Annotated in this window: 12 protein-coding genes; 9 read left to right on the forward strand and 3 right to left on the reverse strand. The window is 67.4% G+C overall.

Translation table 11 applies throughout. The annotated features are described in order from the left end of the window. The first annotated feature begins 138 nt into the window (after nucleotides 1-138). The 3 genes from BAU06_RS04860 to BAU06_RS04870 all read left to right on the forward strand — a co-directional run bounded on the left by BAU06_RS04860 (nucleotide 139) and on the right by BAU06_RS04870 (nucleotide 1,368). Entirely contained in the window at nucleotides 139-453 is a 315-nt protein-coding gene (locus BAU06_RS04860; protein ID WP_066345023.1) for an ElaB/YgaM/YqjD family protein, read from the forward strand. Between the two features lie 64 nt (nucleotides 454-517). Further along, nucleotides 518-970, forward strand: a complete 453-nt coding sequence (locus tag BAU06_RS04865; protein WP_066345024.1) for a phage holin family protein — start codon at nucleotides 518-520, stop codon at nucleotides 968-970. Further along, a complete protein-coding gene (locus BAU06_RS04870; protein ID WP_066345025.1) occupies nucleotides 967-1,368 on the forward strand; it encodes a hypothetical protein in 402 nt (133 codons plus the stop codon). Before BAU06_RS04865 ends, BAU06_RS04870 begins: the two co-directional genes overlap by 4 nt. Here BAU06_RS04870 and BAU06_RS04875 read toward each other — a convergent pair. After that, nucleotides 1,325-2,869: a UbiD family decarboxylase gene (locus BAU06_RS04875; protein ID WP_066345027.1), complete on the reverse strand. Its 1,545-nt coding sequence runs from the start codon at nucleotides 2,867-2,869 to the stop codon at nucleotides 1,325-1,327. The genes BAU06_RS04870 and BAU06_RS04875 overlap by 44 nt on opposite strands. 144 nt (nucleotides 2,870-3,013) lie before the next feature. Here BAU06_RS04875 and BAU06_RS04880 point away from each other — a divergent pair, with 144 nt between their 5' ends. Further along, on the forward strand, nucleotides 3,014-3,877 hold the full coding sequence (locus tag BAU06_RS04880; protein WP_066345032.1) for a transglycosylase SLT domain-containing protein: 864 nt from the start codon (nucleotides 3,014-3,016) through the stop codon (nucleotides 3,875-3,877). 59 nt (nucleotides 3,878-3,936) lie between these two features. On the opposite strand, the gene BAU06_RS04885 is transcribed toward BAU06_RS04880, so the two are convergent. Further along, entirely contained in the window at nucleotides 3,937-5,106 is a 1,170-nt protein-coding gene (locus BAU06_RS04885) for a pyridoxal phosphate-dependent aminotransferase (RefSeq protein ID WP_066345036.1), read from the reverse strand. A gap of 47 nt (nucleotides 5,107-5,153) precedes the next feature. Between BAU06_RS04885 and BAU06_RS04890 the strand changes: the two genes are divergently transcribed. From BAU06_RS04890 to BAU06_RS04900, 3 genes are all read left to right on the forward strand, one after another. After that, the gene (locus BAU06_RS04890) at nucleotides 5,154-6,119 is read left to right on the forward strand and encodes a hypothetical protein (protein ID WP_066345038.1); all 966 of its coding nucleotides are present in this window, start codon (nucleotides 5,154-5,156) and stop codon (nucleotides 6,117-6,119) included. A 337-nt stretch (nucleotides 6,120-6,456) separates the two neighbouring features. Further along, complete coding sequence (locus BAU06_RS04895) at nucleotides 6,457-8,745, forward strand: NADP-dependent malic enzyme (RefSeq protein WP_066345039.1); 2,289 nt, start codon at nucleotides 6,457-6,459, stop codon at nucleotides 8,743-8,745. Between the two features lie 239 nt (nucleotides 8,746-8,984). Further along, nucleotides 8,985-9,449 (forward strand): barstar family protein, encoded by a 465-nt coding sequence (locus BAU06_RS04900; protein ID WP_066345040.1) that lies wholly within the window; start codon nucleotides 8,985-8,987, stop codon nucleotides 9,447-9,449. Nucleotides 9,450-9,459: 10 nt separating this feature from the next. On the opposite strand, the gene BAU06_RS04905 is transcribed toward BAU06_RS04900, so the two are convergent. Continuing rightward, nucleotides 9,460-10,218, reverse strand: a complete 759-nt coding sequence (locus BAU06_RS04905) for a 16S rRNA (uracil(1498)-N(3))-methyltransferase (RefSeq protein ID WP_066345041.1) — start codon at nucleotides 10,216-10,218, stop codon at nucleotides 9,460-9,462. 197 nt (nucleotides 10,219-10,415) lie between these two features. Here BAU06_RS04905 and tkt point away from each other — a divergent pair, with 197 nt between their 5' ends. Beyond that, nucleotides 10,416-12,461 (forward strand): transketolase, encoded by a 2,046-nt coding sequence (gene tkt, locus BAU06_RS04910; protein WP_066345042.1) that lies wholly within the window; start codon nucleotides 10,416-10,418, stop codon nucleotides 12,459-12,461. A gap of 16 nt (nucleotides 12,462-12,477) precedes the next feature. After that, the gene (gene gap, locus BAU06_RS04915; protein ID WP_066345047.1) at nucleotides 12,478-13,488 is read left to right on the forward strand and encodes a type I glyceraldehyde-3-phosphate dehydrogenase; all 1,011 of its coding nucleotides are present in this window, start codon (nucleotides 12,478-12,480) and stop codon (nucleotides 13,486-13,488) included. Nucleotides 13,489-13,595: the final 107 nt, after the last annotated feature.

Below are 13,595 nucleotides of genomic sequence, written 5' to 3' on the forward strand. Positions count from 1 at the left end.
GCAGCCTGGCCGCAGCCTGCATCGCGCGTTTTCCGGCGGCGCGCGCGTAGCAGTCGGTAGCAATAGGGGGCTTGAGGCAAAACGCCGCTGGTATCATTGTTTCCGTCAGGAACACGGATCAAAAAGAAAGGAGCGAACATGAACGCGACCACACCCGAAAGCGCCAAGGAAAACCTGATCGACAGCGTGAAAAGCAGTCTCAACGACGCCGAAAACCTGTTGCGCGAGGCCGCGGCCAGCACCGGCGACAAGGCGGCCGAACTGCGTGATCGTGCCATGACCTCACTGAAGCGCACGCGTGAAGCGCTGTACGAAGTGCAGGATGCCGTGATGGAACGCGGCCGCAAGGCGGCGCGCGCGACGGACGACTATGTCCACGACAATCCGTGGCAGGCCATCGGTATCGCCGGCCTGACCGGCCTGCTGCTGGGTCTGTTGATCAGCCGCCGTTGAACTGACTGGAGGGGGCAACGATCGAGCCGGCCGCCTGTGCCTGCTCGATGGCCCGTATCAGCATATGGCCCTACGCAAATCCTTGCTCGGCGTTGCCTCCAGCCTGATCGAACTCGGGCGCACCCGGTTCGAGCTCCTCGCCCTGGAGGCTTCCGCGGAAAAAGCCCGCCTGTTGAAACTGCTGGGCTGCTCTTTCGCGGCGCTGCTGTTCCTGACGCTGGCGGTCCTGGTGTTTTCCATCCTGGTCGCCGTGTATTTCTGGCCCACCGATGAACGCTATATGGCCCTGGGAGCGCTGGCGGCCATTTACGCCGTTCTCGGGCTGGGGCTGTTGTATGCCGTGCGCCGCATGTTGACCGTGGGTCCGGCCCCCTTCGCCGCCACCTTGGAAGAGCTGGCGCGGGACGTGCAGTTGCTGGAGCATCTGCGCGCCCAGGCCAAGGCGGAGGAAGAAGCGGAACGGCGCGCGCAAGCCGAACGCCACTCGCACCCTATCCGCCGGGAGGCCTCGCGATGAGCAAAATGTCCCCTGAGGTCGATCGCCAGGTGCGCATCGAACTGCTGCGCGCCCGCGCGGCGGTCGAGCGCGAGGCCCTGGTCCATAACGTTGCCGGCCTGACGGCATCCCTGTCGCCGTCCCACCTGGTCAAGGGCCTGGTGCCCCGTCTCAGCGCGGGCAACATGCCGATGATGGCGTGGCAGGCTTTTTCGGTGGTCCGCCGCTACCCGGTGATCATGTCGACGCTGTCGGCGATCTTCCTGCGCGGCAAGCGGTCCCGGCTGTTGAAGCTGGCCACCGCGGGAGCGGTCGGATGGCAGGTCTATCGCGGCTGGCGGGCACGCCAGGCCAGCGACGCCGCCACCCAGGCCGTCACAAACCCAGTTCCCCCCACATCGCGTCCACTTTCTTTTTGACGGCGGGGTCCATCACGATGGGCCGGCCCCATTCGCGGTCGGTCTCGCCCGGCCATTTGTTGGTGGCGTCCAGGCCCATCTTGCCCCCCAGGCCGGAAACCGGCGAGGCGAAATCCAGGTAATCGATGGGCGTGCGTTCCACCAGCGTGGTGTCCCGCACCGGGTCCATGCGCGTGGTCATGGCCCACACCACTTCCTTCCAGTCGCGCGGATTGACGTCTTCGTCCACCACCACGATGAACTTGGTGTACATGAACTGGCGCAGCACGCTCCACAGCCCGAACATGACGCGCTTGGCATGGCCGGCGTACTGCTTGCGGATGGACACGACGGCCAGCCGGTAGCTGCAGCCTTCCGGCGGCAGGTAGAAATCGACGATTTCCGGCAATTGCCGGCGTAGCAGCGGGACGAAGACCTCGTTCAGCGCCACGCCCAGCACGGCCGGCTCGTCGGGCGGCTTGCCCGTGTAGGTGGAGTGGTAGATGGGGTCGCGGCGCATTGTGATGCGGTCCACCGTGAAAACCGGGAACCAGTCGCGCTCGTTGTAGTAGCCGGTGTGGTCGCCGTAGGGGCCTTCCAGGGCCATCTCGTAGCCCGTCGCCGGCGGCGGCGCCACGCCGTCGGGCACCGTGGGCGCCACCGCGCGCGGGTCGGTGGAAGGCAGCAGGTGGCCTTCCAGCACGATTTCCGCGTAGGCCGGCACGGACAAGTCGCTGCCGATCGCCTTGGCCACCTCGGTGCGCGAGCCGCGCAGCAGGCCGGCGAACTGGTATTCCGACAAGGTATCGGGCACCGGCGTGACGGCGCCCAGGATGGTCGCGGGATCGGCGCCCAGCGCCACGGCAATCGGGAAGGGCTGGCCCGGGTGGGCCTGCGCGTGTTCGCGGAAATCGAGCGCGCCGCCCCGGTGGGACAGCCAGCGCATGATCAGCTTGTTGCGGCCGACCGGCTGCTGGCGGTAGATGCCCAGGTTCTGGCGCCGCGCGCGGGGGCCCTTGGTGATCACCAGGCCCCAGGTCAGCAGCGGCGCCACATCGCCCGGCCAGCAAGTCTGCAAGGGCAGGCGGGCCAGGTCCACGTCGTCGCCTTCCAGCACGATCTCCTGGCAGGCCGGACCGCGCACTGTCCTGGGGCTCATGTCCCATAGCGCCGCCTTCAGCATCGCTACCTTGGCGAAGGCGTCCCGCAGGCCCTTGGGCGGTTCGGGCTCGCGCAGCGAGGCCAGCAGTTCCCCCGTATCGCGCAAGGCCTCGACCTGGTCGGCGCCCATGCCCCACGCGACGCGTCGCGGCGTACCGAACAGATTCGCCAGCACCGGCATGCCGGCGGGCCGGTCCAGATGGCGAGCCTGTTCGAACAGCAAGGCAGGGCCGCCCGCGCGCAGGACGCGGTCCGCGATTTCGGTCATTTCCAGGTGCGTCGAGACCGGCGCGGCGATGCGTTTGAGGTCGCCACGCGATTCGAGTTGGGCGATGAAATCTCTTAAATCTCGGTACTTCACGGAAGGCCTATGGGAGACGAAATGCGAATTCGCGGAAGTTAGGCAGAATTGCCTAACGTTGCATGTTATTTACGGGATTTGTTACATATGGGAAGGCCATAAGAGGTTAACATCCCCTTCCCTTTAAAACGCAGGAGGTCACCAATGCCTTATGCGTCAGTGGCCAATTACCCCTTATTCCGGCAATTGGCACAAGGCGTTCACCGCTATCTCGGCGAATGGCTGCGCATCTGTTCGGTTTATCTGGGCATCGCGGTCATCGTCACCGTAAGCATGGGTCTGGCTTTGCCCGGTCTGCGGGACCAGGCGCTGCAGGTACACAAGGCACTGCTCGCCGCCCTGGCGCCCGCGACGGTTCCGCCCGCCGGTTCCGACAGCGCCTATGCCGATGCGGATGCCCTGGGCGATGCCGACGACGGTGTCGGCACCGCGGCGGACCGCTCAGCCAGCGCCGTCGCCCTTGCCGTCCCGGAAACGAGCAACAACGCAACCGCTTTCCTGACGCCCTTGCCGCATCCGGAGACCAAGCCGGCGGCGCGGTCGGACGCCGTCAGCAATGCGCAAACCGAAGCGCTGCGCAACTATATCTCGCGCAAGTACAAGGTCGCGTCCGACGCCACCGCGGTGCTCGTCAATACCGCGTACAAGGTCGGGCGGGACTTGAAGGTCGATCCCTTGCTGCTGCTGGCCGTCATTGCCGTCGAATCGCGCTACAACCCCTTCGCCGAGAGCAGCGTGGGGGCGCAAGGCCTGATGCAGGTGATGACCAGCGTGCACCAGTCCAAGTTCGACGCCTATGGCAAGAAGGGCGCGCTGGATCCCGTGGCCAATATCCGCGTCGGCGCCGGCATCCTGAAGGACTGCATCAAGCGCCGCGGCTCCGTGCCGGGCGGCCTGGCCTGCTACGTGGGAGCCAGCGGCCCCAACGATGGCGGCTACGGCGACAAAGTACAGGCCGAGCGTCGCCGCCTGGCCTTGGCGTCCGGCATTCCGCTGGCGCGGGACTGAGCGACGGCGTGGTGGGCGGGGCGGTCCTCAACCGCGCCGGTTCTTGATCGCGCCGGTTTTCAGCCGCACAGGCCCTTCAGAAATCCGTCGATGCGGTCCACCGCCGCTTCCAGCCGGTCCATGCCCGTCGTATAGGCGAAACGCATGGTGCGGCTGGCATGCGCGGGGCCGAAATCCAGCCCCGGGACCGCGGCGACTCCGGCTTCGTGCAGCAGCCGCATGGCGAAATCCGTGCTGTCCATGCCCCATTTCGACACGTCGGCATAGATGTAGAAGGCGCCGTCCGGCTTGACGGGCACGGCTATCCCCAGGCGCTGGAAGGCGTCCAGTAGGAAATCGCGGCGCTGCTGGAAGGCCAGGCGGCGCGTTTCGTACAGCGCGAGCGTGTCGGGTTGGAAGCAGGCCAGGGCGGCATGCTGGGCCAGGGTGGGGGCGCAGATGGCCAGGCTGGCGGCCATTTTTTCTACCGTGGCTACCATGGGCTGGGGCACGATCAACCAGCCCAGCCGCCACCCCGTCATGTTGAAGTACTTGGAAAAGCTGTTGATGACGATGACCTCGTCATCCAGCGCCAGCGCCGACCGCGGCGCGCCGTCGTAGGACAGCGCCAGGTAGATTTCGTCCATCAGCGTGTAGCCGCCGCGCCGGCGGGTTTCCGCCAGCAGTTCGGCCAGTTCGGCCTGCGCAACCGAGGTCCCCGTCGGATTGCTGGGCGAGGCGATGATGGCGCCGCGCGTGCGCGCGGTCCAGTGTTCCCGCAGGTCCGCCGCGGACAGCTGGAAGCGCTTGGCCGGCGTGCTCGGAATGAGCCGCGGCCGGCCGCCGGCGGCCAGTACGAAGTTGCTGTTCGCGGGATAGGATGGGTCGGGCATCAGGACTTCGTCGCCCGGGTTGACCAGCGCCGCGCAAGCCAGCGACAGCGCGCCGGAGGCGCCGGCCGTGACGATGACGCGCGCGGGATCGACGTGCGCGCCGAAACGGGCATAGAACCCGGCGATGGCTTCGCGCAGCGCGGACAGTCCCGCCGGGGCGCTATAGCCGCTCAGCCCGGCGCTGGCGGCGCGTTCCAGCGCTTCCAGCACCGCGGGCGGCGCGGTAAAGTCCGGTTCGCCGATGCCCAGGCTGATAATGTCCCGGCCCGATGCCTGCAGTGCCTGCGCCTGCTTGAACATCTCAACGGCATGGAAGGTCAGGAACTCGTGGGTACGGTCGGCGAGCGGGTACAGCATACGGATTCTGTCGGCAGTTGGCGGATAGGAAGGAAAGGATTGTAGTCATGCAGCCATCGCGACGGGCGTTTCTTCTTGGGCGATCGACGCCGCGCACGCCGTGGCAGGCCTTTTGCCACAGCCTGCGCCGCGCCTGCGACGGCGAGCTGAAGCTGCTGCCGGCATCGGATCCGGATGGCCAGGGCTCGCGCATGCCGGCCGGGGCATCCCAGGCACCCCAGGCGCGCTGGACGCCCCGGACCGCGGCCGACGTGCGGCAGGCGCGCGCGCTGTGCGCGGAGCATGGCGTGCAGCTGGCGCTGGCGGACAGCGCCGCCGCCGTCGAGGGACGGCCGGTGCTGTGGGTGGATCCGCGCCGCCTGGACGCCCTGGTGCGGGAAACGGGCGCGCGGGCGCGCTGGCGTGCCGGTCCCGGCGTGACGCTGGGCGCGCTCGCGCAGGCCGGCTTGCGGCAGTTCGCGGGGCAGGAGGCCGGGCGCACCGTGGCGGCCTGGCTGGCGGATCGGCATGCCGCGGCATGGCCCGCGGGCCGCGCGGACCTTTCCGGCATCTATGCGGCCGATGTGCTGCTGGCGGACGGGGTGGCCGACACCCTGGGACCTTTCGGCGCCGATGACGGCTGGCCGCTGCGCAGCGCGGCACTGCAGCAATTGGTGCCCACGCTGTTTCGCCTGGCATCCGGGCCGGAGGCGCAATGGTGCGCGGCGCAATCGGCCTGGCCTGCCCGGTACCGGCTCGACGCCTTGCTGCCCGTGCCGCCGGCCTCGACGAATCTGGCGCGCATGTTGCACGGCCACGGCGGCACGCTGGCATGGCTGGAAAGCCTGATTCTGGAAGTGCCGCCTGCCGGGCGCATCGCGGCGCATGGCGATCATGCCGGCGATGCGGCTCCCGCCGAAGACAGCGAAACCACGCGGTTGCCGCCGGGATTGCCGCCGGCGCAAGCGCGGGCGCTGGACCGGCGGATCAAGGACAGCTTCGATCCCGCCGGCCTGTTTCCCGAGCCCTTCTGAAGCGCGATGCCATGCGAGGCACCGCGATGCTCGCGCCGGAAGCGGCCAGCAGCGGGCAAGGCCGATCGCGCCGTATGCGGCGTGTGCGCGGGCCTCGCCACGCCACGCGCCATCGCACATCCGGGACCGGATAGCGTGAGCGGAGTAAGATAAAAGACTTTGCAGATGTAAGAAACGGTGGGCCGCCCAGGCATGGGGGCATCGTTTCTTCGTGGCGCGGGATCGCGCGACGGCAGCGCAATGGCAGGTTTTCGCGCGGTTTCCAGCACCCAACGCCGCAAGGGACTAGAATCCTGCGTTTTCGGTTTTCAACTTTCTTCACACGTATCAAGCCATCATGGACGCCAATCTTCGCAAGGCCGCGCTCGAATATCACGAGCAGGGCCGCCCCGGCAAGATCTCGGTCACGCCGACCAAGCAACTGACCAACCAGCGCGATCTGGCCCTGGCCTACACGCCCGGCGTCGCGGCCGCCTGCGAAGAAATCGTCACCGATCCGGTGAATGCCTACCGCTACACCAGCCGCGGCAACCTCGTGGGCGTGATCTCCAACGGCACGGCGGTGCTGGGCCTGGGCAACATCGGCGCCCTGGCGTCCAAGCCCGTGATGGAAGGCAAGGCGGTCCTCTTCAAGAAGTTCGCCGGCCTGGATGTGTTCGACATCGAAATCAGCGAGACCGATCCCGACAAGCTCGTGGAAATCATCGCTGGCCTGGAGCCCACCTTCGGCGGTATCAACCTCGAGGACATCAAGGCGCCGGAATGCTTCGTCGTCGAGCGCAAGCTGCGCGAGCGGATGAAGATCCCCGTCTTCCATGACGACCAGCACGGCACGGCCATCACCGTCTGTGCGGCCTTCATCAACGGCCTGAAGGTCGTCGGCAAGGACATCGGCAAGGTCAAGGTGGTGACATCGGGCGCGGGCGCCGCGGCCCTGGCCTGCCTGGAACTGATGGTCGACCTGGGCCTGCCCATCGAGAACATCTGGGTCACCGACATCGAAGGCGTGGTCTACGAAGGCCGTACCGCGCTGATGGATCCGGACAAGGCCCGCTTCGCGCGCAAGACGGACCTGCGCAAGCTGGCCGAGGTCATCGAAGGCGCCGACGTCTTCCTGGGCCTGTCGGCGGGCAACGTGCTCAAGCCCGATATGGTGGCCGCGATGGCACCGCGTCCGCTGATCCTGGCGCTGGCCAACCCCACGCCGGAAGTCCTGCCCGAAGTGGTCAAGAGCGTGCGCGACGACGCCGTCATGGCCACCGGCCGGTCGGACTATCCGAACCAGGTCAACAACGTGCTGTGCTTCCCGTACATTTTCCGGGGCGCGCTGGACGTCGGCGCCACGACCATCACGCGCGGCATGGAAAAGGCCGCCGTCTATGCCATCGCCAAGCTGGCCCAGGAAGAACAGAGCGAAGTCGTGGCCGCCGCCTATGGCACCTTCGACCTCTGCTTCGGCCCGGAATACTTCATTCCCAAGCCCTTCGATCCGCGCTTGATCGTGCGCATCGCGCCGGCCGTGGCCAAGGCCGCGATGGAAGAAGGCGTGGCCACGCGTCCGCTGGCCGACATGGACGGCTACATCGAGCAGCTGCAGCAGTTCGTGTACCACTCCGGCGCCTTCATGAAGCCGGTGTACGCGGCGTCCAAGCGCCTGGTGCGCGAAGGCGGCAAGGCCCGCGTCGTCTTCACCGAGGGCGAAGACGAGCGCGTGCTGCGCGCCGTGCAGGTGGTGGTGGACGAAGGCCTGGCCAAGCCCATTCTGGTGGGCCGTCCGGCCGTGCTGGCGGCGCGCATCGAGCGCCTGGGCCTGCGCATCCGCCTGGGCGAGGACGTGGAAGTCACCAATCCCGAGTACGACGAGCGCTTCCATCGCTACTGGACGACGTATTGGGAATTGATGTGCCGCCGTGGCATCACCAAGGAAATGGCCCGCGTGGAAATGCGCCGCCGCCTGACGCTGATCGGCGCGATGATGGTGCACCTGGGCGATGCGGACGCCATGATCTGCGGCACGGTGGGCGCGTACGCCGACCACCTGCGCTTCGTCGACGAAGTCATCGGCAAGCGTCCCGGCTGCAATGTCTATGCCGCCATGAGCATCCTGCTGCTGGCCGAGCGCACCGTCGTGCTGGTGGATACGCACATCAACGAGGATCCCAGCGCCGAGCAGATCGCGGAATTCACCATCGCGGCTGCCCAGGAAATGAGCCGCCTGAACGTGGCGCCCAAGGTGGCGTTGCTGTCGCGCTCCAATTTCGGTTCGGGCAGCTCCTCGTCCGGCGAGAAAATGCGCGCCGCGCTGCAGCTGGTGCGCGATCGCGCGCCGGAAATCGAAATCGACGGCGAAATGCACGGCGATTGCGCGCTGGACGAAGAGCTGCGCCTGCGCATCCTGCCGTCCTCCACGCTGAAGGGCACCGCCAACCTGCTGGTCTGCCCCAACGTCGATTCGGGCAATATCGCGTACAACCTGCTGAAGACTGCCGCCGGCGGGAATGTGGCGGTGGGTCCTTTCCTGCTGGGGGCCAATGCGCCGGTACACATTCTTACGTCCAGTTCCACGGTGCGCCGCATCGTCAACATGACCGCGCTGGCGGTGGTGGACGCGAACAACCGCCGCTAGTCCGGGCGGCTGGGCACGACGGGCCGGAGACCGCGGGCGCAAGCCCCGGTCTCCGGCCCTTTTCATTGCGTCGGTCTTCGGTGTATCTTCCGAAACCACGGTGCCGACCGTGGATAGCCCGTGTATGGGAATGCCGCAAAATCATGGCGCAATGCGATTGATCGATCCGCTTTATGCCGATACGATGCAGCGTATTCCGCGGATGGGTCGCGGTGGCTTTTTTTGCAGGAGGTCCGAGCATGGCCAGAACCGGTCAGCCCGCATTGCAACGCCAGTTGCAGCGTGGCGGTGAGCTCGATGCTGCTGCGCTGGATAGGCAATCCGTGGTGGAGGCTGCCGGCGAATTGCGCGCGGCCTTGTATGTCGCCGACTGCGACCGCGCCCGCAGCCGCTCGGCTGTCTTCCGCGCCATCGCCAAGGCGGTGGACTTCCCGATGCATTTCCGCAGTTTCGACGAACTCTCGGATTGCCTCTCCGACACCGTGCTCGATCAGAAGGTCGGCGTCGTGCTGTGGCTGCACAAGCTGCATTCCGGCGATCCGGCCCTGGAAGAAGACGCCGCGCACATCGTCTCCATCTGCCAGGACGTCACCGAATACGCGCGCGAAAACGGCCGGCTGTTCGCCTATATCGTCGAGCATGCCGGCGCCCATCCCGCGGCCGAGCCCGGCGTTGCCGCGGCGCCCTACGGCGAAGCGGACTAGCCCCGGGGATTCAAGGCGCCCGCGCCGCCGCGGGCTGCTCCCAGCCCAACAGCGCCGTCGCCGCCGCCACCAGCGCCAGGCCGGCGGTCTCGGTGCGCAGCACACGCGGTCCGAAGCTTACCGCCGCGACGCCGGCCTGGCGTGCCGCCGCTTGTTCCGCATCCGACCAGCCGCCTTCCGGGCCCACCAGCAGGGCAAGGGATCCGGCGCGGCGCGCGTCATCCAGGGCCGCATTCAGCGGCGCGCTGTCTTCCGGGTGGCATAACAGGCGCGGGCCGGCCGGCGGCGTATCCAGCCAGTGCGCCAGGCTGGCCACCGCGTCGATGCGCATCAGCCGGTTGCGTCCGCATTGCTCGCTGGCGGCCGCGGCCACGCGCCGCCAATGCGCCAGGCGCTTGTCCTGCCGTTCGCCGTTCAATTGCAGGACGCTGCGCTGGGCGGCGATGGGCACCAGCCGCTCCACGCCAAGTTCCACCGCCTTTTCCACGATCCAGTCCATTTTGTCGCCCGAGGGCAAGCCCTGGACCAGGGTGATGCCCCCGCCCAGTTCGGCCTCGCGCGGATCGTGCGCGCCCAGCTCGGCGTGCACGGTCTTGCCGGCGATGCGCAGCGTGGCCGGATATTCACCCCCGTTGCCGTCGAACAGGACCACCGTCTCGCCGTCGCGCAGCCGCAGCACCCGCGCGGCATGATGCGCGATGGCGTCCGGCAGTTCGATCCGGGCATGAGGCGAAAGCGCGAAGGGGCAATGGAAACGGGGGCTGGGCATGTCGGTGTCGTATAAGGGTTGCGCGGGGAATCTTACCGCCGCCCGCGCGCCGTCCATCGGATGGCCGGGCCGCACTAGGCCGCCCGCAGGATGCCCTGCCGCCGGAGGACCCCCGCCCGGATGCTAAAATCGTGAGCTCTTCAAACCCTATGGCCGGCTTTTTTCGCGACCTTCGCCGGCAGACGAGCCCTTCCAGAATGAGCAATCCGACCGCCCGACAACCTTCTTTGGCGGATGCCATCCGCGCTTTGGCGATGGACGCCGTACAGCAGGCGAATTCCGGGCACCCGGGTGCTCCCATGGGCATGGCGGAGATCGCGCAAGCCTTGTGGACGCGGCATCTGCGCCACAATCCGGCCAACCCGGCCTGGCCCGGCCGCGACCGTTTCGTGCTGTCCAATGGCCACGGCTCGATGCTGCTGTACGCGCTGCTGCACCTCACGGGCTACGACCTGCCCATCGAGGAAATCAAGCAATTCCGCCAACTGCACTCGCGCACGCCCGGCCATCCGGAAGTCGGCATCACCGCCGGCGTCGAAACCACCACCGGCCCGCTGGGCCAGGGCCTGGGCAACGCCGTCGGCATGGCGCTGGCCGAAGCCCTGCTGGCCGCCGAATTCAACCGCCCCGGCCATGCCGTGGTGGACCATCACACCTACGCCTTCGTGGGCGACGGCTGCCTGATGGAAGGCATCTCGCACGAGGTCTGCTCGCTGGCCGGCACGCTGCGGCTGTCCAAGCTGATCGTCCTGTACGACGACAACGGCATATCCATCGATGGCAAGGTCGAAGCCTGGTTCGGCGACGATACCGCCCGCCGTTTCGAAGCCTACGGCTGGAATGTGATCCGCGGCGTCGACGGCCATGACGTCGACGCGGTCGATGCCGCCCTGCGCCAGGCGCGGGCGAATGCCGCCAGCCACGGCGGCCCCACGCTGATCGCCTGCCGCACCGTCATCGGCAAGGGCGCGCCCACGATGGCCGGCACCGACAAGGTCCACGGCGCGCCGCTGGGCAAGGACGAAATCGCCGCCACGCGCGCCGCGCTGAACTGGACGCATGCGCCCTTCGTCATCCCGCCGGAATTCTACGAAGGCTGGGACGCGCGCCGGGCCGGCGCCGCCGCGCAGCACGAATGGCAGACGCGCTTCGACGCCTATGCCCGCCAATTCCCGGCCGAAGCCGCGGAGTTCACCCGCCGCATGCAGGGCGAACTGCCCGCCGATTTCGCCGACAAGGCACGCGCCTTCCTGGCCGCCACGGTCGAAAAGGCGGAAACCGTCGCCACCCGCAAGGCCTCGCAGTATGCGATCGCCGCGCTGGCGCAGGCGCTGCCGGAACTGCTGGGCGGTTCGGCCGACCTGACCGGCTCCAACTACACCGACTGGAAAGGCGTGGCGCCGGTGCGCGCCGGCGACAAGGCCATCCAGTTCGGCCGCCACATCAACTATGGCGTGCGCGAGTTCGGCATGGCCGCCATCATGAACGGCATCGCCCTGCATGGCGGCTACCTGCCGTTCGGCGGCACTTTCCTGACCTTCTCCGATTATTCGCGCAACGCCCTGCGCATGGCCGCGCTCATGAAGCAGCGGGTGGTCCATGTGTTCACGCACGATTCCATCGGCCTGGGCGAAGACGGCCCCACGCACCAATCCATCGAGCATGCCAACAGCCTGCGGCTGATCCCCAACCTGTCGGTGTGGCGCCCCTGCGATACCGCCGAAACCGCGGTGGCCTGGATCGAGGCGGTCCGGCGTCCCGCCAGCATCGGCATGGCGGTGCGGGACGGCGGCCCGACGGCGCTGCTGCTGTCGCGCCAAAACCTGCCGTTCGTGCCGCGCGACGAACAAACCCTGGCCGCCATCGCCCGGGGCGGTTATGTGCTGCGCGACGCCGACCAGGCGCGCGCCGTCATCATCGCCACCGGTTCCGAGGTCGCCCTGGCGCTGGCCGCACAGGAATTGCTGGCCAAGGATGGCGTGGCCGTGCGGGTGGTATCGATGCCCAGCACGGATGTGTTCGACAAGCAGGATGCGGGCTGGCGCGCCAGCGTGCTGCCCAAGGGCCTGCCGCGGGTCGCCGTCGAAGCCGGCACCACCGGCTTGTGGCATAAATACGTGGGCCTGGAAGGCGCCGTGGTGGGCATCGATCGCTACGGCGAATCGGCGCCCGCCGGCGCGCTGTTCCCCTTCTTCGGGCTGACCGCCGAAAAGGTGGCCGAGGCCGTCAAACAGGTTTTGTAAACGAGGAGATCGAGTCATGACCATACGCGTTGCCATCAACGGCTACGGCCGCATCGGACGCAATGTCCTGCGTGCGCACTACGAAAGCGGCAAGAAGCACGGTATCGAGATCGTCGCCATCAACGACCTCGGCGATCCCAAGACCAATGCGCACCTGACGCGCTATGACACCGTGCATGGCCGCTTCCCCGGCACCGTCGAAGTCGACGGCGAGTACATGATCGTCAACGGCGACAAGATCCGCGTGCTGGCCAACCGCAATCCGGCCGAACTGCCCTGGGGCGAGCTCAAGGTCGACGTGGTGCTGGAATGCACGGGCTTCTTCACCAGCAAGGAAAAAGCCGGCGCCCACCTGAAGGGCGGCGCGAAGAAGGTGGTGATTTCCGCGCCCGGCGGCAAGGACGTGGACGCCACCGTGGTGTACGGCGTCAACCACCAGACCCTGAAGGCCGAACACACGGTCATCTCCAACGCCTCGTGCACGACCAACTGCCTGGCGCCGCTGGTCAAGCCGCTGCACGACGAGCTGGGCGTGGTGTCGGGCCTGATGACCACCGTGCACTCCTACACCAACGACCAGGTGCTGACCGACGTCTACCACGAAGACCTGCGCCGTGCCCGTTCGGCCACCATGAGCATGATCCCCACCAAGACCGGCGCGGCCGCCGCGGTGGGCCTGGTGCTGCCCGAGCTGAACGGCAAGCTGGACGGCTACGCCATCCGCGTGCCGACCATCAACGTGTCCATCGTCGACCTGTCCTTCATCGCCAAGCGCGAAACCTCCGTCGAGGAAGTCAACGGCATCCTGAAGGCGGCCTCGCAGGGCGCGCTCAAGGGCATCCTGGAATACAACACCGAACCCCTGGTGTCGGTCGACTACAACCACAACCCGGCTTCCAGCACCGTGGACGCCACGCTGACCAAGGTCTCGGGCACGCTGGTCAAGGTCTCGTCCTGGTACGACAACGAGTGGGGCTTCAGCAACCGCATGCTGGACACCACCGTTGCGCTGATGAACGCCAAGTAAGCGGCGCGTCGCGCATGCAGTGACCACGAACAAGGGGGACGCGCGCGTCCCCCTTGTTTTCCTCTATTGCCGCAAGGCCCGCTGGAGCGATGGCGCCCCGCCAGGGG

It is taken from the genome of Bordetella bronchialis, assembly GCF_001676705.1.
Lineage (GTDB): Bacteria > Pseudomonadota > Gammaproteobacteria > Burkholderiales > Burkholderiaceae_B > Bordetella_C > Bordetella_C bronchialis.

Coding starts and splice junctions, on each gene's coding strand:
- BAU06_RS04905 (WP_066345041.1), bottom strand. CDS start 10,218: ATGCCCAGCCCCCGTTTCCATTGCCCCTTCGCGCTTTCGCCTCATGCC.
- BAU06_RS04895 (WP_066345039.1), top strand. CDS start 6,457: ATGGACGCCAATCTTCGCAAGGCCGCGCTCGAATATCACGAGCAGGGC.
- BAU06_RS04870 (WP_066345025.1), top strand. CDS start 967: ATGAGCAAAATGTCCCCTGAGGTCGATCGCCAGGTGCGCATCGAACTG.
- BAU06_RS04880 (WP_066345032.1), top strand. CDS start 3,014: ATGCCTTATGCGTCAGTGGCCAATTACCCCTTATTCCGGCAATTGGCA.
- BAU06_RS04865 (WP_066345024.1), top strand. CDS start 518: ATGGCCCTACGCAAATCCTTGCTCGGCGTTGCCTCCAGCCTGATCGAA.
- tkt (WP_066345042.1), top strand. CDS start 10,416: ATGAGCAATCCGACCGCCCGACAACCTTCTTTGGCGGATGCCATCCGC.
- gap (WP_066345047.1), top strand. CDS start 12,478: ATGACCATACGCGTTGCCATCAACGGCTACGGCCGCATCGGACGCAAT.
- BAU06_RS04860 (WP_066345023.1), top strand. CDS start 139: ATGAACGCGACCACACCCGAAAGCGCCAAGGAAAACCTGATCGACAGC.
- BAU06_RS04885 (WP_066345036.1), bottom strand. CDS start 5,106: ATGCTGTACCCGCTCGCCGACCGTACCCACGAGTTCCTGACCTTCCAT.
- BAU06_RS04890 (WP_066345038.1), top strand. CDS start 5,154: ATGCAGCCATCGCGACGGGCGTTTCTTCTTGGGCGATCGACGCCGCGC.
- BAU06_RS04900 (WP_066345040.1), top strand. CDS start 8,985: ATGGCCAGAACCGGTCAGCCCGCATTGCAACGCCAGTTGCAGCGTGGC.